The sequence below is a fragment of the Shewanella mesophila genome (assembly GCF_019457515.1).
Taxonomy (GTDB): Bacteria; Pseudomonadota; Gammaproteobacteria; order Enterobacterales; family Shewanellaceae; genus Shewanella; species Shewanella mesophila.
Map to the genome: position 1 here is coordinate 4,195,894 of NZ_CP080421.1, position 25,495 is coordinate 4,221,388.

The 25,495-nt window shown below is 46.3% G+C and carries 25 protein-coding genes, 1 rRNA gene and 1 pseudogene; 13 read left to right on the plus strand and 14 right to left on the minus strand.

Annotated elements, in window-relative coordinates; genetic code table 11:
* Positions 1–146 precede the first annotated feature (146 nt).
* Positions 147–1,689 (minus strand): 16S ribosomal RNA (locus tag K0I73_RS18465).
* A 569-nt stretch (positions 1,690–2,258) separates the two neighbouring features.
* Between K0I73_RS18465 and K0I73_RS18470 the strand changes: the two genes are divergently transcribed.
* Positions 2,259–2,816, plus strand: coding sequence for a gamma carbonic anhydrase family protein (locus tag K0I73_RS18470; RefSeq protein ID WP_220062467.1), 558 nt, complete (start codon positions 2,259–2,261; stop codon positions 2,814–2,816).
* Here the strand turns inward: K0I73_RS18470 and K0I73_RS18475 are convergent.
* Together K0I73_RS18475 and aroE are read right to left on the minus strand one after the other, a co-directional pair.
* Positions 2,813–3,082, minus strand: a complete 270-nt coding sequence (locus K0I73_RS18475) for a DUF1488 family protein (RefSeq protein WP_220062468.1) — start codon at positions 3,080–3,082, stop codon at positions 2,813–2,815. The genes K0I73_RS18470 and K0I73_RS18475 overlap by 4 nt on opposite strands.
* A 44-nt stretch (positions 3,083–3,126) precedes the next feature.
* Positions 3,127–3,945 carry a shikimate dehydrogenase gene (aroE, locus tag K0I73_RS18480; RefSeq protein ID WP_220062469.1) on the minus strand — a complete coding sequence of 273 codons (819 nt, stop codon included), beginning with the start codon at positions 3,943–3,945 and terminating at the stop codon, positions 3,127–3,129.
* Positions 3,946–4,140: 195 nt separating this feature from the next.
* Here aroE and K0I73_RS18485 point away from each other — a divergent pair, with 195 nt between their 5' ends.
* Positions 4,141–4,569 (plus strand): group II truncated hemoglobin, encoded by a 429-nt coding sequence (locus K0I73_RS18485; protein WP_220062470.1) that lies wholly within the window; start codon positions 4,141–4,143, stop codon positions 4,567–4,569.
* Between the two features lie 60 nt (positions 4,570–4,629).
* Here K0I73_RS18485 and hemF read toward each other — a convergent pair whose 3' ends face one another.
* From hemF to K0I73_RS18500, 3 genes are all read right to left on the minus strand, one after another.
* Positions 4,630–5,547: an oxygen-dependent coproporphyrinogen oxidase gene (hemF, locus tag K0I73_RS18490; protein ID WP_220062471.1), complete on the minus strand. Its 918-nt coding sequence runs from the start codon at positions 5,545–5,547 to the stop codon at positions 4,630–4,632.
* A 47-nt stretch (positions 5,548–5,594) separates the two neighbouring features.
* The gene (gene tsaC, locus K0I73_RS18495; RefSeq protein WP_220062472.1) at positions 5,595–6,152 is read right to left on the minus strand and encodes an L-threonylcarbamoyladenylate synthase type 1 TsaC; all 558 of its coding nucleotides are present in this window, start codon (positions 6,150–6,152) and stop codon (positions 5,595–5,597) included.
* Between the two features lie 104 nt (positions 6,153–6,256).
* Complete coding sequence (locus K0I73_RS18500; RefSeq protein ID WP_220064461.1) at positions 6,257–6,820, minus strand: DNA topoisomerase family protein; 564 nt, start codon at positions 6,818–6,820, stop codon at positions 6,257–6,259.
* Between the two features lie 223 nt (positions 6,821–7,043).
* Here K0I73_RS18500 and K0I73_RS18505 point away from each other — a divergent pair, with 223 nt between their 5' ends.
* The 4 genes and pseudogenes from K0I73_RS18505 to K0I73_RS19225 all read left to right on the plus strand — a co-directional run bounded on the left by K0I73_RS18505 (position 7,044) and on the right by K0I73_RS19225 (position 8,378).
* The gene (locus tag K0I73_RS18505) at positions 7,044–7,286 is read left to right on the plus strand and encodes a hypothetical protein (protein WP_220062473.1); all 243 of its coding nucleotides are present in this window, start codon (positions 7,044–7,046) and stop codon (positions 7,284–7,286) included.
* A gap of 121 nt (positions 7,287–7,407) precedes the next feature.
* Positions 7,408–7,683: pseudogene (locus K0I73_RS19215) on the plus strand (collagenase); the annotation flags it as partial.
* Between the two features lie 119 nt (positions 7,684–7,802).
* On the plus strand, positions 7,803–8,006 hold the full coding sequence (locus K0I73_RS19220) for a collagenase (RefSeq protein ID WP_286670431.1): 204 nt from the start codon (positions 7,803–7,805) through the stop codon (positions 8,004–8,006).
* Between the two features lie 126 nt (positions 8,007–8,132).
* Complete coding sequence (locus K0I73_RS19225; protein ID WP_258405239.1) at positions 8,133–8,378, plus strand: hypothetical protein; 246 nt, start codon at positions 8,133–8,135, stop codon at positions 8,376–8,378.
* On the opposite strand, the gene K0I73_RS18515 is transcribed toward K0I73_RS19225, so the two are convergent.
* From K0I73_RS18515 to K0I73_RS18525, 3 genes are all read right to left on the minus strand, one after another.
* Entirely contained in the window at positions 8,375–8,848 is a 474-nt protein-coding gene (locus K0I73_RS18515) for a DUF494 family protein (RefSeq protein ID WP_220062474.1), read from the minus strand. The two genes, K0I73_RS19225 and K0I73_RS18515, sit on opposite strands and share 4 nt — an antisense overlap.
* A 2-nt stretch (positions 8,849–8,850) precedes the next feature.
* Entirely contained in the window at positions 8,851–9,870 is a 1,020-nt protein-coding gene (gene dprA, locus K0I73_RS18520; RefSeq protein WP_220062475.1) for a DNA-processing protein DprA, read from the minus strand.
* An 84-nt stretch (positions 9,871–9,954) separates the two neighbouring features.
* Positions 9,955–11,052 (minus strand): LysM peptidoglycan-binding domain-containing protein, encoded by a 1,098-nt coding sequence (locus tag K0I73_RS18525; protein ID WP_220062476.1) that lies wholly within the window; start codon positions 11,050–11,052, stop codon positions 9,955–9,957.
* 125 nt (positions 11,053–11,177) lie between these two features.
* Here K0I73_RS18525 and def point away from each other — a divergent pair, with 125 nt between their 5' ends.
* From def to K0I73_RS18550, 5 genes are read left to right on the plus strand one after another with little or no spacing between them, the layout of a single operon-like run.
* On the plus strand, positions 11,178–11,690 hold the full coding sequence (gene def / locus K0I73_RS18530; protein WP_220062477.1) for a peptide deformylase: 513 nt from the start codon (positions 11,178–11,180) through the stop codon (positions 11,688–11,690).
* A gap of 7 nt (positions 11,691–11,697) precedes the next feature.
* A complete protein-coding gene (fmt, locus tag K0I73_RS18535; protein ID WP_220062478.1) occupies positions 11,698–12,672 on the plus strand; it encodes a methionyl-tRNA formyltransferase in 975 nt (324 codons plus the stop codon).
* Positions 12,672–13,952 (plus strand): 16S rRNA (cytosine(967)-C(5))-methyltransferase RsmB, encoded by a 1,281-nt coding sequence (gene rsmB / locus K0I73_RS18540; protein ID WP_220062479.1) that lies wholly within the window; start codon positions 12,672–12,674, stop codon positions 13,950–13,952. Before fmt ends, rsmB begins: the two co-directional genes overlap by 1 nt.
* Positions 13,953–13,961: 9 nt before the next feature.
* A complete protein-coding gene (gene trkA, locus K0I73_RS18545) occupies positions 13,962–15,371 on the plus strand; it encodes a Trk system potassium transporter TrkA (protein WP_220062480.1) in 1,410 nt (469 codons plus the stop codon).
* Between the two features lie 31 nt (positions 15,372–15,402).
* A complete protein-coding gene (locus K0I73_RS18550) occupies positions 15,403–16,845 on the plus strand; it encodes a TrkH family potassium uptake protein (protein ID WP_220062481.1) in 1,443 nt (480 codons plus the stop codon).
* Between the two features lie 11 nt (positions 16,846–16,856).
* Here K0I73_RS18550 and rlmF read toward each other — a convergent pair whose 3' ends face one another.
* Together rlmF and K0I73_RS18560 are read right to left on the minus strand one after the other, a co-directional pair.
* Positions 16,857–17,915, minus strand: coding sequence for a 23S rRNA (adenine(1618)-N(6))-methyltransferase RlmF (gene rlmF / locus K0I73_RS18555; RefSeq protein WP_220062482.1), 1,059 nt, complete (start codon positions 17,913–17,915; stop codon positions 16,857–16,859).
* A 72-nt stretch (positions 17,916–17,987) separates the two neighbouring features.
* Positions 17,988–18,395: a flagellar basal body-associated protein FliL gene (locus tag K0I73_RS18560; RefSeq protein WP_220062483.1), complete on the minus strand. Its 408-nt coding sequence runs from the start codon at positions 18,393–18,395 to the stop codon at positions 17,988–17,990.
* Between the two features lie 161 nt (positions 18,396–18,556).
* Here K0I73_RS18560 and K0I73_RS18565 point away from each other — a divergent pair, with 161 nt between their 5' ends.
* Entirely contained in the window at positions 18,557–19,129 is a 573-nt protein-coding gene (locus K0I73_RS18565; protein ID WP_220062484.1) for a chorismate--pyruvate lyase family protein, read from the plus strand.
* 39 nt (positions 19,130–19,168) lie between these two features.
* Here K0I73_RS18565 and K0I73_RS18570 read toward each other — a convergent pair whose 3' ends face one another.
* The 3 genes from K0I73_RS18570 to K0I73_RS18580 form a co-directional block, all read right to left on the minus strand.
* Complete coding sequence (locus K0I73_RS18570) at positions 19,169–22,048, minus strand: immune inhibitor A domain-containing protein (protein WP_220062485.1); 2,880 nt, start codon at positions 22,046–22,048, stop codon at positions 19,169–19,171.
* A 388-nt stretch (positions 22,049–22,436) separates the two neighbouring features.
* Positions 22,437–22,682 carry a hypothetical protein gene (locus tag K0I73_RS18575; protein ID WP_220062486.1) on the minus strand — a complete coding sequence of 82 codons (246 nt, stop codon included), beginning with the start codon at positions 22,680–22,682 and terminating at the stop codon, positions 22,437–22,439.
* A gap of 340 nt (positions 22,683–23,022) precedes the next feature.
* On the minus strand, positions 23,023–23,625 hold the full coding sequence (locus tag K0I73_RS18580) for a YhgN family NAAT transporter (protein WP_220062487.1): 603 nt from the start codon (positions 23,623–23,625) through the stop codon (positions 23,023–23,025).
* A gap of 228 nt (positions 23,626–23,853) precedes the next feature.
* Here K0I73_RS18580 and K0I73_RS18585 point away from each other — a divergent pair, with 228 nt between their 5' ends.
* Positions 23,854–25,446 carry a metal transporter gene (locus K0I73_RS18585; RefSeq protein ID WP_220062488.1) on the plus strand — a complete coding sequence of 531 codons (1,593 nt, stop codon included), beginning with the start codon at positions 23,854–23,856 and terminating at the stop codon, positions 25,444–25,446.
* Positions 25,447–25,495: the final 49 nt, after the last annotated feature.

The following is a 25,495-nucleotide window of genomic DNA, read 5'->3' on the forward strand; positions in this document are numbered from 1 at the left end:
AAGTACGTCATTATCCCTTTCACATTAACACTATCAGCTTTCCAAATTTTTAAAGAACAAGCATCGCCGTTAAGACGTGCCACCTGCTCTAACAAGAACAAGTTATCTGTGTGAACACTCAACAAACATTAAGTTAGTCGTATAGGTAAGGAGGTGATCCAGCCCCAGGTTCCCCTAGGGCTACCTTGTTACGACTTCACCCCAGTCATGAACCACACCGTGGTAAACGCCCTCCCGAAGGTTAAGCTATCTACTTCTGGTGCAGCCCACTCCCATGGTGTGACGGGCGGTGTGTACAAGGCCCGGGAACGTATTCACCGTGGCATTCTGATCCACGATTACTAGCGATTCCGACTTCATGGAGTCGAGTTGCAGACTCCAATCCGGACTACGACAAGCTTTGTGAGATTAGCTCCACCTCGCGGCTTTGCAACCCTCTGTACTTGCCATTGTAGCACGTGTGTAGCCCTACTCGTAAGGGCCATGATGACTTGACGTCGTCCCCACCTTCCTCCGGTTTATCACCGGCAGTCTCCCTAAAGTTCCCACCATTACGTGCTGGCAAATAAGGATAAGGGTTGCGCTCGTTGCGGGACTTAACCCAACATTTCACAACACGAGCTGACGACAGCCATGCAGCACCTGTCTCAGAGCTCCCGAAGGCACCAATCCATCTCTGGAAAGTTCTCTGGATGTCAAGAGTAGGTAAGGTTCTTCGCGTTGCATCGAATTAAACCACATGCTCCACCGCTTGTGCGGGCCCCCGTCAATTCATTTGAGTTTTAACCTTGCGGCCGTACTCCCCAGGCGGTCTACTTAATGCGTTAGCTTGAGAACCCAGTGTTCAAGACACCAAATTCCGAGTAGACATCGTTTACGGCGTGGACTACCAGGGTATCTAATCCTGTTTGCTCCCCACGCTTTCGTACATGAGCGTCAGTCTTTGTCCAGGGGGCCGCCTTCGCCACCGGTATTCCTTCAGATCTCTACGCATTTCACCGCTACACCTGAAATTCTACCCCCCTCTACAAGACTCTAGTCTGCCAGTTCGAAATGCAGTTCCCAGGTTGAGCCCGGGGCTTTCACATCTCGCTTAACAAACCGCCTGCGTACGCTTTACGCCCAGTAATTCCGATTAACGCTTGGACCCCTCGTATTACCGCGGCTGCTGGCACGAAGTTAGCCGGTCCTTCTTCTGCGAGTAACGTCACACCTAAACGCTATTAACGCTTAAGCTTTCCTCCTCGCTGAAAGTGCTTTACAACCCGAAGGCCTTCTTCACACACGCGGCATGGCTGCATCAGGCTTGCGCCCATTGTGCAATATTCCCCACTGCTGCCTCCCGTAGGAGTCTGGGCCGTGTCTCAGTCCCAGTGTGGCTGATCATCCTCTCAGAACAGCTAGGGATCGTCGCCTTGGTGAGCCATTACCTCACCAACTAGCTAATCCCACCTAGGTACATCCAATCGCAGAAGGCCCGAAGGTCCCCTCTTTTCCCCCGTAGGGCGTATGCGGTATTAGCAGTCGTTTCCAACTGTTATCCCCCTCGACTGGGCAGTTCCCTAGGCATTACTCACCCGTCCGCCGCTCGTCAGCAAATTAGCAAGCTAATTCCTGTTACCGCTCGACTTGCATGTGTTAGGCCTGCCGCCAGCGTTCAATCTGAGCCATGATCAAACTCTTCAATTAAAGTTTTGTTGAAGCTTAAAGCTTCGGCTCAATGAATTCTGATTCCACATTAAAGACTCGGAAGAATCTCTAACATGTTGTACATATTGCTATGAACACTCATCTTACATTGAGTAAAATTTTTGATTGCTTTACATCCGAAGACAGAAAAGCAATTTCGAATAACTCAACACCTGTGAGTGTCCACACAGATTTCTTGTTTCATCTTGTTAAAGAGCGTGGCTAACATGACGATTTGACTCGTTCATTTAGCCGCCGTTGACGCTAGGTCGTTGGCTTAGGGATGCGTATTCTACACTTCCCGTTGTCGGCGTCAAGTGATTTTTAAGAAGTTTTTCAACTTATTCACTTTAAACTCAACTTTCTGAATCACTGCATTCATGTCGCTTAGCGACGCTGTTTGCCGTGTCAGTGGGGCGCATTATAGGGAGTTATCGATTGTGCGCAAGGGCTTTTTTAAAGAAAACCATTACTTTTGCACTGTTTGAATGCTTTTTAGCCTGACCAGCTACTTTTTACCCATTATACTGCTAGATTCTCGCTATTTTAGCCGTTTTAAGGACTACCCAATGGCAAATTGTTTACGATCTTATAAGGGTATCAGCCCGCAGTTTGATAACAGTGTCTATATTGACCAAGCTTGTGTTTTAGTAGGTGACATTTTTTTAGATAGCGATGCCAGTGTTTGGCCCTTAGTGGCGGCTCGTGGCGATGTGAACCAGATAAGAATTGGTAAGCGCTCTAATATTCAAGACGGTACTGTATTGCACGTGACCCGTAAATCGGCCGCTCGGCCTCTAGGGCATCCGTTGACTATTGGCGATGATGTCACTATTGGCCATAAAGCCATGTTGCATGGTTGTCAGTTAGGAGATCGTATTCTTGTAGGTATGGGAGCGATCATTTTAGATGGGGCGATCATTGAAGATGATGTGATCTTAGGAGCTGGCTCTTTGGTTCCTCCTAACAAAACGCTTGAGCAAGGACACCTTTATGTGGGAAGCCCAGCGAAAAAGATCAGAGCATTGACCCAAGACGAATTGAACTTCTTACCTCAATCGGCCGACAACTATGTGCGTTTGAAGAATGAATATATAGAAGAAGCACTGCAAGACTTACCGACTTAAATTGAATTAATCACTAAACAGCCTTGCTCATCGACGGCTTCCTGGTCGATGAGCTCTTGTGCCCTATCCTCAATATCGAATCGAAATTGCTCAAACAGGGCGATGACCTGCTGAGGCTGGGCCTCTTCTAAACCTGATAATGCCAGCAGTGCCGCTAAATTAATGTAACAGTCGATTGTCATCCCTTGTTGCTGCGCAACAAAATGAACGCTACTCCGATCTGTATCCCATTGGCAACTATCGCCAAATATAACGCTTTGGTTCATTTCCTATCCTTTACTGAATAATCACTTTTACTGATCTTAGCGCTCTAGCTTAATTGCTGACGCAAGCTAGCGAGTACTGGGGTAACATCAGGCTCGACGCCGCGCCACAAGGCAAAACTCTTGGCCGCTTGGCCGACAAGCATCCCGAGACCATCAATGACTTGTTTAGCACCATGCTCCCGCGCCCACAGATTAAAGGCAGTAAGTTGTTTAGCATACATCATGTCGTAGCAAGCTGTATGAGCGCCAATTACCACGCTTGGTAGTGCTGGGGCCTCACCAGTTAGACTCGATGATGTTGAGTTAATCACCAGATCAAAAGGCTGCCCCAGCTCGTCTAGTCCCTTAGCCTGAATATCGCCAAAGGGAGCAAATAGCTTTGCTAACACGACTCCTTTCTCTTGGGTACGGTTATGGATAACTATCGAGTCGATGCCACTATTAAGCAAAGGAAGGATCGAGCCCCTCGCCGCACCACCAGCCCCCACGAGTAATACTTTCTTGCCATGAAGATCACCTAGGTGGCGCTGCAGATCGGCAACGAGTCCAATCCCATCGGTATTGTCTCCTTTTAATCTGCCGTCTTTCAGTACGCTTAACGTGTTAACCGCCCCAGCCAATTTGGCTTCTTCGCTGAGTTCATCACACAAGGTAAATGCCAGCTCTTTAAAAGGTACCGTGACATTGGCCCCTTTGCCGCCATCTGTGATGAATTGCTGCAAGCAAGATTCAAAGCCATCGATTGGCGCGAGTATCGCTTCATAACTTACTGCTTGCCCTGTAGCAGCCGCAAACGCTTGGTGAATTGCGGGCGATTTACTATGGCCTATAGGATTACCTAATACGGCATATCTGTCTGTCATCGATTGGCTCAGTGTTTTTTGACTATGGCATCAGTCTACTGAGCTTTAGCTGGGAATCAAAGTCAATGCATGTCCATTATTTTCATCAAGGCGGATTTAGTACGCTTAGTTGATTGACACTTAACAATACGCTAGGGTGCGAGTCATCATAAATAACGCCTACTATACCAATGAGTATAAACATAGGTTTCAGCAATGAAGTGGTTAACAAAGTTATTATTAAAGAAGCAGGATCAGCGAGATCCGCAGCAGTCGAATGCTTATGATCGTATCGGTGGCGAGAAGGTCATTGCGGTATTGGCAAAACAGTTTTATCGGCAGATGCAAAGCAATCCCGAGACTCAAGCGCTATTTGCTATGCATCGCTCCCCTATCGCCGAATCGGAGCAGAAACTGTTTGAGTTTTTAAGTGGCTGGCTAGGTGGTCCACCGCTGTTTGAGCAAAAATATGGTCATCCTGCTCTGAGGGCAAGACACATGTCTTTTGCTATAGATAGCAAGATGCGCGATCAATGGTTGCTATGTATGAAACGTGCTATTGAGCTAGAGATTAAGCAACCGCAGCATAGAGAAGCCATTTACCAAGCTATATCCACACTCGCCGATAATATGCGTAATCGATAAAGATGACGCTATGACCCACAAAAAAGGAGCTTATTTAGCTCCTTTTACTGTTGTACTGTTTCACTCAATGCCTAACCAATCTCTTGGTGCGAGATAATCGCTATAGAGCAGCGCCTCAGGACTCCCCTCTTCAGGGGTATAAGCATATTGCCAGCGCACCAGTGGCGGCATCGACATTAAAATCGACTCTGTACGACCACCGGTTTGCAGCCCAAATAAGGTACCTCGGTCATACACTAAATTAAACTCGACGTAGCGTCCGCGGCGATAAAGCTGAAAATTACGCTCGCGCTCACCATATTCAACGTGTTTGCGGCGTTCAACAATTGGACCATAGGCTTTTAAAAACCCATTACCTACCGACTGCATAAAGGCAAAGCTAGTATCGAAGCCTTGCTCATTGAGATCATCAAAGAACAAGCCACCAACACCACGGGTTTCGTTGCGATGTGGCAAGAAGAAGTAGTCATCACACCATTTCTTGTATTTAAGATAAACATCATGGCCAAAAGGTTCACATAACTCTTTGGCACTTTGGTGCCAACCAATGACATCTTCTTCAAACGGATAATAAGGAGTGAGGTCGAACCCACCACCAAACCACCATACTGGGTCGGCTCCCTCTTTTTCGGCAATAAAGAAGCGAACATTAGCGTGTGTGGTTGGAATGTAGGGATTTTTAGGGTGAATAACCAATGACACACCCATCGCCTCGAAACTACGGCCAGCCAACTCAGGTCTATGAGCCGTGGCCGATGCAGGCATGGCAGATCCCGTCACGTGGGAAAAATTAACCCCTGCCTGTTCAAATACTTGTCCATCGGTCATCACTCGACTGGTTCCGCCGCCACCCTCTTCTCGCGTCCAAGAGTCAGCAATAAACTCAGCCTTACCATCGAGGCGCTCTAAACCTGCGCATATCTGCTGCTGCAGACCGAGTAGGAATGCTTTAACCTCACTGGTGATTGGCTTACTCATATTTATTCCTTGTTATGGTTTTATCTGGTTCAAGCTAAAAAGTGGCTCTACCTTAAAATCTTGCCACTAATGGCATCGATTATTGTCGAGGGCTTTAGCTCACGACCTAACTCGCCTGTAACCAGCGCATCGATTTTGCCATCGAACTGCAAAATGACCTCTGCAGCCGTCATCGCAGGATCTTGCCCCGTCAAATTGGCACTGGTCGAAACAATAGGTTTACCCAGCGCCTGGCACAAGGCCTGTACACCAGGATGATTAGAGACCCTTACCGCCAATGAATTAAATTGACCGCAGAGTAACTGAGATAAGTCAGGCTTAATGGGCATGATAAAGGTAAAGGGGCCAGGCCATTTGTCGATTGCCCGTTGCAACTGCTCTGCACTAAGCTGTGATTCATCGATATAGGGCTTTAGCTGTGAAAAATCGCTAGCGACTAAGATCAGCCCTTTTTGCCAAGGCCGTTGCTTTAATTCCAGCAACTTTTTAACAGCGCTGTCATTATCAGGATCGCATCCTAAACCATATACTGCCTCAGTTGGGTACGCGATGACACCACCTTGTAAAACAACATCAACTACCGCATGGGGATCTTGCTGCAACATTTAGTCTAACCTTCTCATCGAACTTATTTAGACGTATCATCATTTTCAATGAATCGAGATTATACAGAGATAGCTAATACTGACAACGCTGTATACATAAGGGCCTATAACGGGCGTTTATATTTACACTGCTTTTGCGGGCATTCTACTCGCATACCAGCAGCACCTTTACGCTCGACGAGAATACCAAAACCGCAATCAGGGCAAGTTTCTGCAACTGGAGAGTAATTAACTAAGAATTTGCATTTAGGATAAGCGCTACAGGCGTAGAAGGTTTTACCGAAACGGCTGGTTCTATGTTCAATGACCCCTTTTTTACAGCTAGGGCAGGCAATCTGTTCCTGCTCATCGTCATGATCATGCTTTTCAATATGAGTGCACTCTGGGTAACGAGTACACCCGATAAAAATACCGAAACGACCCGACTTTACCGCGAGCTCCGCACCACACTCTGGACACTCAGAGCCTTCGATGACCTGTGTCTCTATTGATTCATGATGAACGAGTGGACGAGTGTAATCACAAGCAGGATAGTTGTTGCAGCCGACAAACCCACCATGCTTACTGTTTTTTACCGACAATTCACAACCACACTTAGGACAAAGCTCATACTCCTTTTCCAAGGCATGCTCATGAGAGGTAAACAGTTGTTGATCAATTTTTGACATGGTCATCTCGTTGGCTAAATCTTTATGCATTTTACCAAGCTCCGATACAGCTTGGGAATCGAATAAGCATCTAATTATAGTTAGTCTTTGTTAACAACTATGGATATGTTGTATACAAAAAAGAAGGAGCCACTATGTTACCCCGTTCATTGATCACTCTATCCGAGCCTGGTCCTGCTCTCAGCTTGTAGCGCTGTAACGCAAATCGACAAAAAATCGTTTATTGTTCAGCAGTTGCAAACCACCGACAGCTCTGTTCTTTAGCCATGGTTCGCTCCATACTCGTGACAGCTTCAATCAAGCCATTAGGCTTAATCAAAGTAAAAATACCGCCGTTCAGCTCGATAAACAGCTCTATTTTCAGCGAGCATTTATCTATTTTGCTCCTCTGGACGCTCTCGACCTTGAAGATAAACAGCGTCTAACACATGCATTATACCCTATCACGCCGTCAGATATTGGCTGAGCAACCTAAGCTACGAGCCAGTACCTACTGGGCATTAGGACAATATCGTCTCGCACTCCCGATTGGCGAGGATGGCAAGCCCACCTCCTCAGAATTAGCCATAGACACAGCCGTAGCCAAAATGACCAAAGCCGATATTGAGCAACGTGGTAGCCTCGCAAAAAACACTTACACACTCGATTTCCATATCAACACCTTTTCTGGACAGGCAAGCTGTGTACAGCAGAGTGAAACTTGCCATATACCCGCGCTAACAGAGGTCTTACCGATTAATCATATCTGCTCAGAATCACTGTTGATTCTGGCACAAGATCTCAACCCGCAAGGACTGGCACATCGCCGCAACAAACTTATTTCACAAGGATCAAGTTTCCACCGATTACTTCAAACTGAAAATGCACCGACAGCCAACGACACAAATAGCACCTTACGAGTAGTGGCATTCAAAAACTGGAGTCATATAACGCCTACGGACAGCTGCTTTTTGATATTCAAATCGACAATGGCAGCATATAAATCGAAGGCACACCGTCGACACCAGAGAATCAAGCGACATTCTTTGCCTATCGTCAATTTTGGATTGAACCAGAATTCACTACCTGGAACCTTAACCATAAATATATGCACTACCTCAACGGTCACTTTGTAAAATATGGCGGCTTTGGACACTTCCCAAGCAAAATGGAGTGGTGGTCGGAAGGACTCGCCGAGTACATGTAGAAAGGTAATGATAACCCCTCTACATTCGAAGTGATTAAGCGAAATATAGAGAAAGCGCCTACATTAGAAGAGAGCTTTGCCACCGAATACAAAGATGAACTCGATAGAACCTATAAATAGAGTTACATGGCTATTCGCCTTCTCGCTGAAAACTACCATGACGATTTTGTGCAGCTGAGCAAATATTTAAAAACAGATTATTTCGAAGAAAAAACGGCGCGGGCAACACCAAAAATAAACAAACTCGATCGCTATGGCTATCGTGACTATTTGACCCCAAACTATCTCATTCAAGATAACAAGCATCGGCATTTTCAAAATGATGGAAATGAAAAAGGAGGCAAAAACCTCCTTTTTATTCAATCTACTTAAGAGTGTAACCTTCCATCAGGCTGCTCAAAAACAAGATCTTCCATCTGTTCATAGGCAGATTCATTTCCTGGTGAATTAAATAACACCATTAAAATCACCCATTTTAGATCTTCTAACACCAATGATGGTTCATCTAGATCCATTACTCGGTCAATGACCATTTCACGGGTTTCAACACTAAGTACTTTTATCTGTTCTAAAAACAGTAAGAAACCACGACACTCAACGTCGAGCTTATCCATCTCTTTTTCGGTATAAATCCGAAACGAATGCTGAGCATGATCACAGAGGTAAGGCTGCTCACTCTCCTGTAACGTTGCAAGATGCTCTAACCAAGTCAATGCCTTGAGAATCGCAGATTGGTGAAAACCAGCTCGTGTTAATTCTTTAGTCAATTCGTCTTCATCAACTAATAAATCAACCTCACTGTGAACATAGTTTTCAAATAGATACATGAGGATATCAAACATGGCTAGCTCCTCTTAAGTCTTATATAACCACCGGGTACTGCTGAAACCCAACCTTGTAGTTCAAGTTCAAGCATTTGCTCTAGTACTAGCTCTATCGTTTTTCCACTATGCTCGACCACAACATCTATTGGTGTGGCCTCATAACCTACACTAGCTAACAGCGAGGCAAATGGCAAATCAGAAGCTAACTCCTCCCCTATATGGTGACGCTTATGCAACTCTTCAAGGTGAAAACTCGATAAAGGTGCAAGCTCTTCTATCATATCGGCCGCTGACTCGACAAGTTTTGCCCCATCTCGTAACAAATCATGACAACCTTGATGATCCCCCGCGAGGATACTGCCTGGTACAGCAAACACTTCTCGCCCTTGCTCTAAGGCTAATCTAGCAGTAATTAGTGAGCCGCTTTTTCGCGCAGCCTCGACCACTAACACACCCAGAGATAGCCCACTAATAATACGATTGCGCTTTGGAAAATTACCTGCATAGGGTTTTGTGTCGGGCCAAAACTCACTCACCAAACAGCCAGATGCTTGAATATCAGCGTATAGTTTACGATGCCTTTTAGGATAAATAACATCAATTCCAGTCCCCAATACCGCGATGGTTGTTCCCTCAATATCCATTGCCGCCTGATGCGCGGCGCCATCTATGCCAGCAGCCATGCCGCTACATACGACTATTTCACATGCCGCCAACTCTCGTGCCAATTGATAACCAACAGCTAAACCCGTTTGAGATGCAGCACGGCTCCCGACGATAGCGATCATTGGACGGAGCAGAGCATTAGGATCGCCTTTGACAAACAACAAGGGAGGCGGGTCCGCTATCTGTAGCAATAGACTGGGGTAAAGAGGATCACTCTGGGTGATAATATGATGCTGCTCGCTACTATCAAGCCAACTTAGAGCAGCTTCAACACGAGAAAAGTCAGGAGTGTAACAAGCTTTGAGCAGCTGCTCAGGCAAAGGTAAGGCATGATGTTCATGCTCGAGCCTTTGCCTCAGCTCCTCTACTTCCATGTAATTTAATAATTGTTTAATCCGAGCGGGTCCTAGCCCAGATACCGCACAAACAACTAGCCAATCGACCAGTTTTTTATCTATTTATTCACCTTGTAACAATGTGTCAGGCTGAAGCAACTTATCGTGCACTCTGACAGGCTTCTCATTGATTAAAATCAATCCAAGACTTACCTTGTCAAACACCTTAAATACCATTAACTTGCCATGATAAATATCGGGCATCTTAACTGCATTATCAGAAGAGATAGCCGATAACATATCTTCGTACGCGCTGCGATCTTCAGGCTTTACCGGTTGACCGTTACCATCGATAACGATTTCAGTACCATCTCTAAATATCGAAAAGACATGACCAGGTTCAACGCCATCATTAGTACCGCGATCGATATAAACCACATCTAACTTGCCCATGGCTCTAATATTACGCTCTGAAGCTAATACTGATGCCGAGGTTGTCGCAGCGGCAGGTATAAAATATGCCGACATTAATGCGTCATCATCAATAGGTAGAACCCGATACCCCGCCTTAGTCTCTCTCATATTGCTGAGCAAATGAACCTTGGATACGGGACCAGATTCTACAACACGGCCACTAGCGGTTAATATCACCTCTTGGCCTAGATCGTCACCAGAGTCTTTATCGGTAAACTGACGACCTGCGGCATAAACACCAAACTTGTCACCAACGGTTAATTCACCTCGAATATAAACAATATTATCCATCACATGGTATTTCGAGTCGCTCTCCCCCCCCATCACCATAGGTTGCTCTGCAAACCAAGCGGCATCGACGACTCTATTCTGCACTAAATAGGGTTGGATCAACGCCAAATCTATTGCAGGAATGGCTCCGCCCTTAGGTAATACTCTGCCCTCAGGACTTTTACGAATATGAGGCTTAACCACCAACCTAGGTTCGCCATCAATAAACACTAAGGTCAGTCTATCACCGGGATAAATAAGATGAGGATTGGCTATTTGAGGGTTAGCCCCCCAGAGTTTAGGCCAACGCCAAGGATCCTTAAGAAAGTATGCTGAAATATCCCAAAGGGTATCCCCTTTCTTTACAACATAAGAATCGGGATGCCCTGACTTCAATGTCAGAGTATCTGCGAAAACGAACGAACAACTTAATATCATTAAACCGAGTAAAATTAGTCGTTTCATGGGGGTATCCATGCTGTTTGCCCTTAATATCGAGCTTTTGCTGTTATTGATTGCCACTAAGGATTAAAATTAATCTATTAGCTTAGGTCAGTATAACCAACTGGCTCAAATTTGACAGACTTGTTAAGAGTTTATGTATGAGTTTACTAAAAGTACTACGTTTCCCAGATGAGCGCTTACGCACAATTGCTAAGCCAATTACAGAATTTACCGCTGAGCTTCAAACACAAATCGATAATATGTTCGAAACAATGTATGAAGAGAAGGGGATTGGTCTAGCCGCAACCCAAGTTGATTATCACCATCAATTGATCGTGATGGACTTGCAAGATGACGTTGAGCGACCAAAAGTTTTTATTAACTTAGAAATCATTGAAAAAAGTGGTGATTTTTGCAACGAAGAGGGTTGCCTGTCGGTACCCGATGTCTATGCCAAAGTTGATCGCGCCGAATTTGTCACCATAAAGGCACTCGATCGCAATGGCAACGAGTTCACTTTAGAGGCTGATGGATTGTTTGCTATCTGCCTGCAACATGAACTTGACCACCTCAAGGGTAAACTGTTTGTCGATTATCTATCACCACTAAAGAGACAACGCATTAAACAGAAGCTAGAAAAAGCTGCCCGCCTCGAAGCCAAGCAAGGATAAGTTGCACTTGAAACCACTTAATATCGTTTTCGCGGGAACTCCCGATTTTGCGGCTCGTCATCTACAAGCCTTGATAGAGTCTGAGCACAATGTCATCGGCGTTTACTCTCAGCCAGATAGACCTGCAGGCCGCGGCAAAAAACTACAATCTAGCCCAGTCAAAACGTTAGCCATAGAACACCAAATACCAGTTTATCAACCTAGCAGTTTACGCAATGAAGAGGCTCAAGCAGAGCTTGCCAAACTCAATGCCGATATTATGGTGGTGGTTGCTTATGGGCTTATTTTGCCGCAAGTGGTACTCGATACACCAAAACTGGGATGCATTAATGTTCATGGCTCAATTCTCCCTCGCTGGCGCGGGGCAGCCCCCATTCAACGTGCACTTTGGGCGGGAGATGAGGCAACGGGCGTAACCATTATGCAGATGGATATCGGCCTAGATACTGGCGATATGCTACTAAAAACTTATCTACCTATTGAAGACAGCGATACCTCAGCAACGCTTTATGAAAAGCTCGCTCAGCAAGGTCCTGACGCACTTATCGATGCATTAGCAGGCATAGCCGGTGGTACGCTCAAAGCCGAGCCACAAGATGAAGCCCTCGCTAACTACGCAGAAAAGCTCAGCAAAGAGGAAGCACTATTAGACTGGAGTAAGCCAGCTATGCAGCTTTGGCGAGAAATTAGGGCATTTAATCCTTGGCCTGCCAGTCACTTCTCTCACATGGATGCCAGCATAAAGGTGTGGCAAGCCAGTGTCATTCAGCAAGTCAGCGATTGCGTCCCCGGCACCGTAATTACCGCCGATAAACAAGGGTTAGCCATTGCAACAGGTGACGGTATTTTGGTTTTAGAGACAATGCAACTTCCAGGCAAAAAAGCGATGCCTGTCGTCGACATTCTTAACTCTCGCGGCGACTGGTTCACACCGGGCACGCAACTTCAAAATGCAACACAAAACTCAGAGGCCAATGCCTAATGAATCTACGAGGCTTAGCCGCGAAAGTGGTATTTCAGGTATTGGAAAAAGGTGTATCACTCTCTGTGGCGCTGCCTGAGCAACAGCAAAAATTATCCAGTGGCAAAGACAAAGCGTTATTAGCTGAGCTCTGTTACGGCGTAATGCGCTACCTCCCTCAGCTCGATAAACTCATCAGCGATTGCATGAGCAAGCCGATGAAAGGTAAGCAACGTATTGTCCACCAGCTACTACTAATCGGCTGCTACCAACTGTACTTTACTCGTATTCCTGCACACGCGGCGATATCTGAAACCGCAGAAGCCTGCCGACAGCTAAAATTCGATGGCTTAGTCAAAGTCGTCAACGGTGTTCTACGAAACTTGCAGCGCAATCAGGCGCCCTTGCCAACAGATAACGATACCTTAGCCTTTAATACTCCAGCTTGGTTAGTCAAAAGATTAAAAGACGCTTACCCAGACAGTTGGCAACAAGTAATTGAGCAAAGCCACCAACGTCCACCTATGTGGCTACGTAACAACCAACTGTCCCAAACTCGTGAACAATATCTTGCCCTGCTTGATGAACAAGAGATAGCGGCGACAACAGGAAGTAGCGACAATGCTATTTTACTTGAGAGCCCTAAAGATGTTGCGCTATTACCGGGATTCGGTGAAGGTGCCGCATCGGTTCAAGATGGCGCGGCACAATGGGCTGCGACGCTTCTAGCGCCGCAAGCCGATGAGTTAGTGCTCGATGCCTGTGCTGCTCCAGGCGGCAAAACCTGTCATCTATTAGAGACAGAGAAGAGTATTGACTTAGTCGCTGTCGATTTCGATGCCAAACGGCTCGAGCGTGTACAGCAAAATCTTGATCGTTTATCCCTTAATGCCAAAGTCATTCACGGTGATGCGGCGGATATCGATTCATGGTGGCACGGGGACAAATTCGATCGCATCTTACTCGATGCTCCTTGTTCGGCCACGGGTGTTATACGTCGCCACCCCGATATTAAATGGTTACGCAAACAAGCCGATATTGAAGATCTAGCGTCGCTGCAGTCACAAATTTTAGATCATTGCTGGCAGTGGCTAAAACCAGGTGGCACACTGCTCTATGCAACTTGCTCAATTTTACCGCAAGAGAATGCCGAACAGATCCGTGCATTTTTGGCGAGAACCCAAGACGCAACACTCGTCCCCATCGCACAACAATCCAATAGCGGTGATATCGGCTGGCAAATTACGCCAGGCCAAGACAATATGGATGGGTTTTATTACGCTCGCCTGGTTAAGGGATAACGTTAGACCATGAAAATTATCATATTAGGTGCAGGCCAAGTAGGTGGTACATTAGCCGAGAACTTGGTGGGTGAAAACAACGACATTACTATCGTCGATAACGACAGAGATAGATTAAGATCGTTACAGGACAAGTACGACTTACGTGTCGTGCTCGGACACGGTGCACACCCTGGCGTTCTCAAAGATGCTGGTGCCGAAGATGCCGATATGTTAATTGCGGTCACCAATAGTGATGAGTGCAACATGGCTGCATGCCAAATTGCCTACTCCCTGTTTGGTACGCCAACGAAAATTGCCCGTATTCGATCTGAGCAATACTTGGCTCTTAGAGACAAGCTATTCATCGACAGCGAGACCAAAAATAGCGAAAACCGCCCACGAGGTGGTTTTATTATCGATGAACTCATCGCGCCAGAGCAGCTCGTTACCTCTTACATTCGTCGTTTAGTGGAATACCCTGGTGCCTTACAAGTGCTTGAATTTGCAGAAGGACGTTTGAGCCTTGTTGCTGTACGAGCCTATTACGGTGGTCCACTCGTGGGTAACGCATTGGCCGCATTGCGAGAGCACATGCCCAATATCGATACTCGCGTCGCCGCTATTTTTAGGCAGGGTCGGCCGATCATGCCAAGAGGCACCACCATTATCGAAGCCGATGATGAAGTGTTTTTCGTCGCCGATAGCCGCCATGTTCGCGCGGTGATGAGTGAGATGCAAAAGCTCGATAACACCTATCGTAATATTATGATCGCCGGTGGTGGTAATATTGGTTTAGGCTTAGCAAAGCAACTGCAGAGAAATCATGCCGTTAAGCTTATCGAGCATAATCAGGAACGCGCCGAAGCATTATCGGAAAAGCTAGAAAACACCACGGTATTCTGCGGTGATGCATCGGATCAAGAATTACTGTTAGAGGAGCATATCGATCAAACCGACGTGTTTATCGCCGTAACCAATGATGACGAAGCCAACATCATGGCCGCACTCTTGGCGAAGCGAATGGGCGCAAAAAAAGTGATGGTGCTGATCCAACGCGAAGCCTATGTCGATATCGTCCAAGAAGCCAATATCGATATTGCAATCTCGCCGCAGCAAGCCACTATTTCGGCGCTACTGACCCATATTCGTCAAGGTGACATCTGTAACGTTTACTCTCTCAGACGTGGCGCAGCGGAAGCGATTGAAGCTATCGCTCATGGTGACCCGAGCACCTCAAAGGTTGTTGGTAAACAGATCAGTGAGATCAAATTACCACCAGGCACTACCATCGGCGCGATAGTCCGAGATGAAGAGGTGTTAATGGCACACGATAAAACCGTGATAGAGCAAGGTGACCACGTTATCCTCTTCCTTGTTAATAAGAAGTTTATTGGCGAAGTTGAAAAACTGTTCCAACCCAGCGCCTTCTTCTTTTAAGCCAATAAAAACCTCGAAGACAGAGCTAGCGATGCTAAATATTCGGCCATTACTGTTCATATTAGGCGTGTTTTTATCGACACTGACCGCCTTTATGTTTATTCCGCTGCTCTTTGCCTTAATCTATGGCGAAGAGACGGTTGGCGCCTTTATGATAGCTTCTCTTGCAACAGGTACGTGTGCCAGTGCCTGTATGCATCAGGGCCATAGTGATAATTTACGTCTTAATATCCGCGATATGTTTCTGCTGACCAGTCTGACTTGGTTTATCGTCAGCCTGTTTGCCGCAATGCCATTTACCCTCTATCACGGTATTAACTATACCGATGCGTTTTTTGAAACCATGTCAGGCATCACAACCACGGGGTCAACGGTACTCTCGGGGTTAGACACCATGGATCACAGTATTCTCATCTGGCGTTCGTTACTGCAATGGCTTGGCGGTATCGGCTTTATCGTCATGGCGGTAGCAATCTTGCCTTTCCTCAACGTTGGTGGGATGCGACTCTTTAGAACCGAATCCTCCGATTGGAGCGATAAGGCGGTCCCCAGAACACAGAATATGGCTAAGCAACTGTTCTGGGTCTACATCGGCCTTACCGTTGCGTGTGGGTTTGCCTACCATGCGGCGGGAATGACCTGGTTCCAAGCGATTAACCATTCGATGACAACCCTGTCGACAGGAGGCTATTCGACCTCAGACAGCTCAATGGCGGCATTTTCGAAATCGGCACATTGGGTGGGCGTTCTGTTTATGGCCGCAGGTGGTTTACCACTATTGATGTTTGTACACTCTTTGTCACAACGCTCGGTTGCCATCTGGAATGATGCCCAAGTGAAAGGGTATTTACTCTTCCTTGTATGCGTCTCTTGTAGTTTGGCTTTTTGGTTATGGCAGGGACACGATATGACACCTGCCGATGCACTTCGCCTAGCCAGTTTCAATGTGGTCTCAGTTGTCACCACCACAGGGTATGGCCTAACGGATTATACGGCATGGGGAGCGTTAGCGAATGTCGCTTTCCTCTTTCTGATGTTTGTCGGTAGCTGCTCAGGCTCCACCTCTGGCGGAATTAAAATTTTCCGCTTCCAAATCGCCATAGCCATCATGCGTGAGCAACTCAAGCAACAGTTTCATCCAAACGGTATCTTTAAAGAGCGCTATAATGGCCGAGCCATAAGCGAGGATATTGTTCGCTCATTGGTGACCTTCATTCTACTCTTTATGTCGGTGATCGTTATCTTATCTGTCATTCTTGTGATGACGGGGCTAGATCCAACCACCAGTTTTTCGGGCGCTATCACGGCGGTGACCAATGTGGGCCCAGGGCTTGGACCCGTGATCGGCCCCGCGGGAAATTTTTCATCATTGCCCGATATCGCAAAATGGTCACTCGCAATTGGCATGTTACTGGGACGACTCGAGATCTTAACTGTGGCGGTACTCTTTCACCCCAACTTTTGGAAATATTAGACACCTTCCGCTCAGCGGCGATATTGATGCCATAACTCGCGCTGGCTAGGTTCAAGAAAACTCCAAGCCAGCACACGAGTCAACTTATTTCCCTGAGCCATCTCTATCGTTTGCACGGTAACCGCGCCTAGCTGTTCGAGTGCTCGATAACCGGGTTTTAGGTTCTCTTTTTTAGAGACTAAACTGGTAAACCACAAACATTGATTCGAAAATGCATGGCTTTCCTTAATCATATCTAGCAAGAATCGCAGCTCCCCGCCCTCACACCACAACTCCGCTTTTTGACCGCCAAAATTAAGCTTGTCAGTCGATTTATCACTTACCTTGTCGTGACCTTTAGCGAGGCGATTTGAGGCTAAGTTCTTCAATTTTCGCTCGCTACCAGAGGTTGCCTCTTCAAGGGATGCATGAAAAGGCGGATTACACATAGTCAGATCAAAGCGCTCGCCCTGTTTGATCATGCCATTGAAAATAGCCAATGGATTAGGCTGTGATCTCAGCTCTATCTTTCCCTGTAAACACAAGTTTCGATCGATAATCTGTTGTACGTTGGATACAGACCTAGCATCAATATCGCTGGCAACAAAATGCCAGCCATAACTCCGCACACCTAGAATAGGGTAAATGCCGTTGGCTCCCGTTCCGATATCGAGCACTTTAACTTTTTGCCCTTTAGGCGGCTTAACCGCACGCTTTATTGCGCTGTTACTCGTCGCATCATCGGCAAGTAGATCGGCAACATAGTGCAAGTAATCGACTCGGCCAGGGATAGGCGGACAGAGAAAACCTTGGGGGATATCCCAATATTCTATTTGGTAATGCAGGCGCAGTAATGCCAGATTCAATGTTTTTATCGCAACGGGATCGGAGAAATCGATAGAAAGGTTGCCGTAAGGGTTTGGCCTGACAAAACCCTCAAGCTCAGGGGTGTGCTCAATCAGTGCCGCAAAATCATAGCCACTGCCATGCACATTTCTGGGGTGGAATCCTTTGGGTGGAGTCAGTTTAACTTGAGAATTTAAAGACTTAGTTTTACCGGAAGATCGGCGAGGTGCGCGGGGCTGGTTCATCTAACAATTACCATTACTGGTGTAGTCGCGCTAAAGAGCCTTGCGCGACTACAAAGGCGAATTCATCTAACTTTAGTCGTATAAATATTTAGTAAAGAGCAAATTAACCACCAGTGGCTTACCGATCTCTTGCTCTAACAAACGGTTAAGGGTGTCATAGCATTCACGGCGAATTTCCTCTTTACCGGTAAGCGACTTCACTTTATCCTCGGTTTGCGATCCGAGAATTTCTATAATGGCTGCGCGTAGCAAGGGATCATGGTGTTCTAACACGATAAGATCTTCAGGTACTTTAACCATCAACTCAACACTGATCTTAACGTAACCCAATTTTTTACGGTTTGAGATATAGTTGGTCACGATATCGGGTTCAAAACCATAATAAGCATAAGTATCTAAGGTCTCTTCCTCTTCGGCAAATGCTGCAATGCTAGAGAGACTGGTGACAAAAAGAAGCAACAGCAGCGCGAACTTTTTCATATCTAGTGAATACTCCATTGTTGTTATCTAAGCTTACTGATTATTAGACTAAGCTAGTCACCCACTCTATTTACAGTAATACATCTAAGCACGTAATTACCGACATATTCTGCGCAGCATGTTAAAATGCTAGCGTTTGTGAGTATTGTACCGAGAAATTCATGAGTGTGACTAGGTTAAGCTTCCCCTATGGTGAATCAATTCAATGGTATTCACCGGACCAAATTCCCCAATTACCGACTTCGCCACTAAAAGATTGGCTATTAGCTTCAGGTAGTTTAACTCAAAAACTCAAATCTCACTGTAGTGAATTTGAAGTAAAAGTCTTAGGCGAAGATATTCTTAACCCGTTTGATAGCGAATTACCAAATCAATCACAAGCTTGGATAAGAGAAGTCCTGCTTTGTCTTGACGGTATTCCTTGGGTCTTTGCTCGAACTTTAGTCCCCGGCGAAATGTTAGCTATGGTGGAATCCAATTTTTTAACCTTAGGGACTCGTCCGCTAGGGGAACTGTTATTTACCAGTGGTGAATTCACCCCAGGTAAAATTGAGCTCAGTGAATTTACGCCATGCACTAGCTTAGCCGCACTCATCACTTCCTTAGATCAATCGTGTACGCAAGCATTATGGGGGCGTCGACGCTACTTCAGCCATCAAGAGCAGCAACTTATTGTCAGCGAAATCTTTTTACCTGCAGCGCAACAACAGATTGAAAGTAAAAATCTTATCTAATAAAAACGCCTCAATTTAGAGGCGTTTTTGATATTGAGTTTACGCCCGACGACGTAATCCGAATAAGAGTAATGCGGATAAACTTAGCCAACCTAAGCTACCGCCGCCAGAACTCTTTTCAGGCTCCACAACGGGCGGCACGACCACAGGTGGAACTACCACTGCACTGGTCACCACAAGAGTTTCATTTGCCATTGAAGTATAGCCTTTAGCATCGGTTACGGTTAGTGTTACCGTATAGCTTCCTGCTTGGCTATAGGTATGAACCGGCGACGACTCACTACTGCTGGCACCATCGCCAAACGTCCATTGGTAGCTAAGCGCACCAACACCTGCTGATGTCGAATCGCTAAAGGTCACTCTTAGATCGCTCGTAGCAAAACTAAAGCTTGCCGTCGGTGGCACTTCTACATTGATCAGGATACTGTCTGTTGCCGTTACTCCCTCACCATCGGCGTCGGTAACGGTTAACGACACCGTATAATCATTAGATTCACTATACACATAGGTTGGATTAGCTTCAGTACTCGTCGCTCCAACGACACCAAATCCCCAAGCATAACGGTAATTACCATCACCACCTGTAACGTTTGCGCTAAAGCTAACGCTTGCCAAGGTTTGCTGCGCGCTAATGCTGACGGTTACAGGAACCGGTTCTGGTTCCGGCTCTGGCGGTACGGGCTCGCCGCTATAATTAAAACGTACCGTGGCACTGCTTGAATCATTACTTTGTGCAATCACCTCCATAGTCAGCCCTAACGCAGGCAAGATGATGCCCGATTGAGGTTGCAGTGGAGCACTGTAATCTTGACCGTCATCAAACAGATTATTCGCTGCCAGGTGATTGTCATTGAAGTAAGCCGACTGGTTAAACATACTAAAGGTAGCATCACGGATCTGGGTTGCGGTGCCATAGCCACCAATCAGATTTTGATCCGCATCGACCACCCCAATCAAACCTGAACCAGGATGTTCGCTGGAGTTATTATTTGTAACATTGAAGTCTTCTAACCAAAGCAGCACACCCGGCTCATAAGAGTGGCTAGCGAGCCCAGCATCCACACCATTGTGGCTGCGTAACTGCACTAAATAACGACGGTCCTTACCTGGACGATTGTTATCAATACGGGCAAAACCGCCAGAAAGCGTCATCTTGCCTTCAGTCTCTGCGTCATCACTATAGACTTCATTCGTACCATCGAGCAGTTTAATCTCATCGACCACTAAGCCATAGTCACCAACGGCTTGATCTGTAAAGTAAACGATACTGATTTGACGGCTAGATCCGGCATAGCCAGAAAGATCGAATGTTAAATCAACCCAGCTATCAGCCCCTTCGGCGCCTGCAATATCAGATGATTTTCCCGTAATAATGTACTTCGCATTATTGGTCGAATTACTCGCCTTAGTATGGTTGCCAGCAACGACGACGCCATCAACCATCACTTGGGCATAATCATAATCTTGTTCAATATTCCAATGCGCCTTCATCGTCAACGTCAATGACGCACTTACTGGTAGATCGATAGAAAATGCCGCCGCGGCACTGATCATATCTCCCTGACCAGAATAATATTGATAGCTACCTGCATAAGGGAGTTTAAAGGCAATATCTGTCGGGGGAAGCTTGACCGCAATCTGATTGACTTGAGTATTGTTGACCGCCTCAACAAGCGCGACTTCACGCCCGCCTGCAGGAATATCATTTAAGCTCAGCACCTCTTCAGTTAACCACTTACCTTTGTACTTGTTTTGCAGGTATGATCGCGCATAAGGGCTGAAGCCAACAGGCTCGGTACCCGCTATCGCCCCAGTCCAACTACCACCCGACATGATTGACCAGGATCCCACTGGCGAGCCATCACCACTATTAGTGGTGTCATATTCATCGGGTAAACCTAAGTCATGCCCAAATTCATGCACCACGACACCAGCGGCGGCATCGATAGGCTGAATGGTATAGCCAAAGACCTTCTTACCCGTTCCAGGAATGGTGTAACCTGGTGCATTGTCCTCATAGACAAAAAATCGGTGTGACCAGATAGCGTCATCGCTCAACACCCCGCCACCCGCTTCTTCACCAATACTCGAATGAAACAGCATGACATGGTCGATATCACCATCAGCCTCATTAAGGTTACCGTCACCATCTAAATCATAGGGATCTTCAACATCATAACTCGCAATCTCTTCACTGGTCATGCTAGCCAATGCTTGTGTCACCGCCTCCTTGACTAACTCAGGTACCGCGGTATCGTCATTGTCGTTATCGGGATCATTTGCCCCATAGTAAGCCGCATTTTGGCTGGCGGTATACCAGCCTTTTACGCTACCAGTAAAATAGAAACTACCACCGGACTCCGCATGATAATATTGATACCCTGTCATCAAGTTTTGCCCCTGAGGACCGCTAAAACCTGTAGTGGAAAACATCATGCTATTGTAATGACTAGTGGGATAACTCGGGTAATACATGGCAGTATCGCTTGCACTTAAGCGATTGTTGTCATGGGGCAGGTCGGGGAAGTCGATCAATATACCAAGAACTTTTACCGTCTTATTAATGTCAGCATCGGCTTGTGGCGCGGCAAAGCTCATGGCACGAATAGTCTTTGCTTGCTTTAAACGCTGATTCTGTTGTTTTTCAAGCGATTGTTGGATCAACAAACTCTTCTGGGAACCTGTCGCTCTTTCAGTATAGGCAGCTAATGCAGCACGCTTTTGCTCAGGTGTAGCATCGATAGCCAGTTCACCACGCTTTACCATCCAGTAAAGAATCCGCTCTTCATTGATGACACCTGCATCAGCAATCGGAGCCAACGAGCTAACATCCAAAGGCGCAGCGAGGGGGGTCGCGCTCGCTAACATTAGCGACAGACTCAGGGCCGCCAACGCCCCGACATAATATTGATCTTTCATACTGCAAATATCCTTGTGTCTACCTATTACTGCCGTAATGACGATCTATAACTCTACATCATCATAGGCATATGCAATGTTAATAATTATTCTAGTCAGAACTTTGAGGGAGATAGGAAATTTCTAGCGATCAACTCGCGAGGCTCAATGACCTAAGCCTAGGATTAGCGATCGACTGGTATTGGCGTAAGACCCAGCTTAAACGCAACAACAACACCTAAAGTCTGACACAAAACATTAACAGCATTTTGCGCTAGAGAATAGATCTCTACCAATATTTTTCGCTAATTTACAATCTAAATTAGTTTAACAATCGTTAATATTTACCGATACCATTGCTTAAAACTGATACTAGCGATATCAAGCGCTCACAGAGTCATACCAGCACTCAATGCACCCATTGCGTGTAGGTCAACAAAAACACCGATGCGGACCAACTAAAATTAGTGCAGTGCAAACCATTACCCGTTAGCAGATTGCGTAATTGCAGCCGAGACATGCTGTCACTCAGGTGCAGACTGTACTCTTGCGCGATAAATAGTGGCCCAATGAAACGACCATCATAGTCAGGCTCATTGGGCAGATGAAAACCATGCCAAGCGCCCATATCAATGTAAACGGCGGGAATAATCAAATTCCCTTGCCGATCTCACTGCTCCATCGACTGGGGTACACCGCCGTAGGGTAAGAGATTGCGATATTCGCTAACCGAAATGGTTACTGAAAAGCAACAGCTTAGCGCACCAAGCAATATCACAAGCCCAAAATAGCCACGCCAAAACCGATAACCCAAACCAGTATTGAATACAACATTCAAATGAGCACGGAATTATCATTCAGATGCAAGTAAGCGTGGCAGAAGGGCTTGAGGGCTTGAGGGCTTGAGGGCTTGAGGGCTTGAGGGCTTGAGGGCTTGAGGGCTTGGCAGTTTTACAAAAATAATCACCATCAAGCACTCGCTAAGTGACCGTTAATCAGTTTGCCTGTCCCGTATGTGCAATATAGTTAGCCACACCATCGAGGAACATCTGCACCGAGATCATCACCAGTACCATCCCCATAAGGCGTTCAACAGCGGTAAGCCCTTTCTCGCCAAGCAGCTTTGTAAAGACTTTATAGAAGAGTAAGATCACCGCACTCGCCAGCCAAGCCCCCAGCAATGCAATCGTCCAATCCACCATACGTGTACTGTCGGTATGGGCTAACAGAATAAGCGCCGCGAGTACTGAGGGACCTGCCATCAAAGGAATCGCCATCGGTACGATAAAGGGTTCCTCACCAGCGGCTAAACCTACGACACCACCAGGCTGTGGGAAAATCATTCGAATCGCGATTAAAAACAAAATGATACCGCCAGCAATGCTGACCGATTCAGATCTGAGGTTTAAAAAGCTTAATATCGCTTCACCGGCGAACAGAAATAGCAGCATAATGATCAAAGCGAATATTAACTCACGAATCAATACCCTACGTCTCTTTTTAGGTTCAATATGACGAAGTATCGAGGCGAATATGGGAAGGTTTCCTAAAGGATCCATAATCAAAAACAACATTACCGCAGCAGAAAAAATGTCCATAACTCAATATTCATCAAAAAATTGAACCTATATTGTATAACGTATTTTCAATATTAATCAGTAAATAACCCAACAAAATCGTGCGCGAGTGCAAAATCGAAACAAACAAACCCAAGTTCAGGCTAGCCGTTCAATGTAAATTCAATCGCATCCTATGCTAATTATTCGATTGGTAGAGATAACACTGTTATACTAGCTGGCTTTCTAGGCTCCCTTGTTAACATTTATATGTACTATCTCATCGCCAGTTGTATCGCACTCCTGCTAGGCCCGCTTTTCTACCGTTTTTTTACCACGGGAACCGGCCTGCAAAAAGGCTTAGATGGATTCATCTTTGTCTCGCTAGGTGGTTTAGTGCTTATTCATATCCTTCCCGAGCTGTTAGAGCATGGTGGGTTTCTCGCTATCATTTTTGTGGTCATCGGCTTATGGGGACCTACCCTAAGCGAGCGCTTATTTCATCGTTACTCTGAAGTCACCCACAATCTCACTCTCACCCTCGGCATCACAGGGTTGTTGCTGCACACCATAACCGATGGTGGCGCAATGATATTAGCTCAACAAGATGGCAATTCGGCCTTGTTAGCCTTGGGGGTGATACTTCATAGACTACCGGTTGGCTTAGCCATTTGGTGGTTGTTAAAACCTCAAGTGGGTCAACGCTGGGCGATGATAGTACTGGTTGGCATGATGCTGTTGACTGGCGTAGGTTATTTCGCGGGCGAACAACTTTTAGCACATCTAAGCCTAGATAAAACCGTTTATCTGCAAGCCTTCGTTACAGGTTCTATTTTACACGTGGTTCTTCATCAGCCCCATGGTCATAATATTAGCGACAAGCAGGGTAAGTATGAATATCAAGCAGGCATAGGTAGCCTTCTGGGGATCTGCTTATTATTTATTTTATTGATGATGGACTCTGGTGGTCATGAGCACCATGATCATAGCCATAGCACAGAGCAACTATTTGACTGGCTACTGACATTAGCGCCAGTACTCCTACTTGCCTATATTATCGCGACGCTGCGATATCTGTTTGGCCTGTCACCGCATCATCCACAATTAGGTCAGCGCTGGTTACAACGCCTTGCGGGACCAGAGGCGCTAGCGATCACCTTTCTGTTACTCGGCCCCAGTTTGGCAATGATCCAGCTCATCAGCCTAGTGCTCATTGGTATATTACTCACTCTCACAAAGGTACAACTGACCGATCCACACAGAGGCTTACCCATCTCTGCATGGCGCTTTGGCTTTGCTCATCTGGTTGATAGAAGCGCCCCTTGGATTATTCTTAGCCTTATCCTAGCGAATTTAATAGGCCATCCATCTGTACCACTTGAAAACCCTATGGTTCAGGTCGCGGTCTTGTTACTCCTCTTTCTGCCTATGCGTTTTTGCAATCTGGGAGGCGCAGTCTTAGCGTTATCGCTGGCTTATAGTGGCTGGAGCATAGAGGCGGTTATGGTGGCACTGCTGGCGGCCCCTGTATTTAACCTCGCTCAGTTAAAGTTGATGAATTGGACACAAAGATTGCTACTGAGTGGCGTTATAGCACTCTGTTTACTGGGCACTCACTGGCTGATCCCTCAATGGAATCCTATTATCGCATTACCTCAGAGCATAAATGCTGTCGCGTTAGCTATCCTAGCCCTACTGTTTGCCGCCAGTTTACTTAGACTTGGACCGCGCCAATTTATGGCTCGAATCATGTTATGGAAGCCTAGACCACATCAACATGATCACTCCCATGAGCATAAACATGAGCATCACTCAAACAGCGACCAACACCATCATGGTCACTCGGGTAAAGAGCATAGTTAGGAGTAATTGACCTTCTAATCCTGTTGTTCGAATATGGCCGATAAACAGC

Coding starts and splice junctions, on each gene's coding strand:
- K0I73_RS18470 (WP_220062467.1), top strand. CDS start 2,259: ATGGCAAATTGTTTACGATCTTATAAGGGTATCAGCCCGCAGTTTGAT.
- K0I73_RS18475 (WP_220062468.1), bottom strand. CDS start 3,082: ATGAACCAAAGCGTTATATTTGGCGATAGTTGCCAATGGGATACAGAT.
- aroE (WP_220062469.1), bottom strand. CDS start 3,945: ATGACAGACAGATATGCCGTATTAGGTAATCCTATAGGCCATAGTAAA.
- K0I73_RS18485 (WP_220062470.1), top strand. CDS start 4,141: ATGAAGTGGTTAACAAAGTTATTATTAAAGAAGCAGGATCAGCGAGAT.
- hemF (WP_220062471.1), bottom strand. CDS start 5,547: ATGAGTAAGCCAATCACCAGTGAGGTTAAAGCATTCCTACTCGGTCTG.
- tsaC (WP_220062472.1), bottom strand. CDS start 6,152: ATGTTGCAGCAAGATCCCCATGCGGTAGTTGATGTTGTTTTACAAGGT.
- K0I73_RS18500 (WP_220064461.1), bottom strand. CDS start 6,820: ATGTCAAAAATTGATCAACAACTGTTTACCTCTCATGAGCATGCCTTG.
- K0I73_RS19225 (WP_258405239.1), top strand. CDS start 8,133: ATGGCTATTCGCCTTCTCGCTGAAAACTACCATGACGATTTTGTGCAG.
- K0I73_RS18515 (WP_220062474.1), bottom strand. CDS start 8,848: ATGTTTGATATCCTCATGTATCTATTTGAAAACTATGTTCACAGTGAG.
- dprA (WP_220062475.1), bottom strand. CDS start 9,870: ATGGAAGTAGAGGAGCTGAGGCAAAGGCTCGAGCATGAACATCATGCC.
- K0I73_RS18525 (WP_220062476.1), bottom strand. CDS start 11,052: ATGGATACCCCCATGAAACGACTAATTTTACTCGGTTTAATGATATTA.
- def (WP_220062477.1), top strand. CDS start 11,178: ATGAGTTTACTAAAAGTACTACGTTTCCCAGATGAGCGCTTACGCACA.
- rsmB (WP_220062479.1), top strand. CDS start 12,672: ATGAATCTACGAGGCTTAGCCGCGAAAGTGGTATTTCAGGTATTGGAA.
- trkA (WP_220062480.1), top strand. CDS start 13,962: ATGAAAATTATCATATTAGGTGCAGGCCAAGTAGGTGGTACATTAGCC.
- K0I73_RS18550 (WP_220062481.1), top strand. CDS start 15,403: ATGCTAAATATTCGGCCATTACTGTTCATATTAGGCGTGTTTTTATCG.
- rlmF (WP_220062482.1), bottom strand. CDS start 17,915: ATGAACCAGCCCCGCGCACCTCGCCGATCTTCCGGTAAAACTAAGTCT.
- K0I73_RS18560 (WP_220062483.1), bottom strand. CDS start 18,395: ATGAAAAAGTTCGCGCTGCTGTTGCTTCTTTTTGTCACCAGTCTCTCT.
- K0I73_RS18565 (WP_220062484.1), top strand. CDS start 18,557: ATGAGTGTGACTAGGTTAAGCTTCCCCTATGGTGAATCAATTCAATGG.
- K0I73_RS18570 (WP_220062485.1), bottom strand. CDS start 22,048: ATGAAAGATCAATATTATGTCGGGGCGTTGGCGGCCCTGAGTCTGTCG.
- K0I73_RS18580 (WP_220062487.1), bottom strand. CDS start 23,625: ATGGACATTTTTTCTGCTGCGGTAATGTTGTTTTTGATTATGGATCCT.
- K0I73_RS18585 (WP_220062488.1), top strand. CDS start 23,854: ATGTACTATCTCATCGCCAGTTGTATCGCACTCCTGCTAGGCCCGCTT.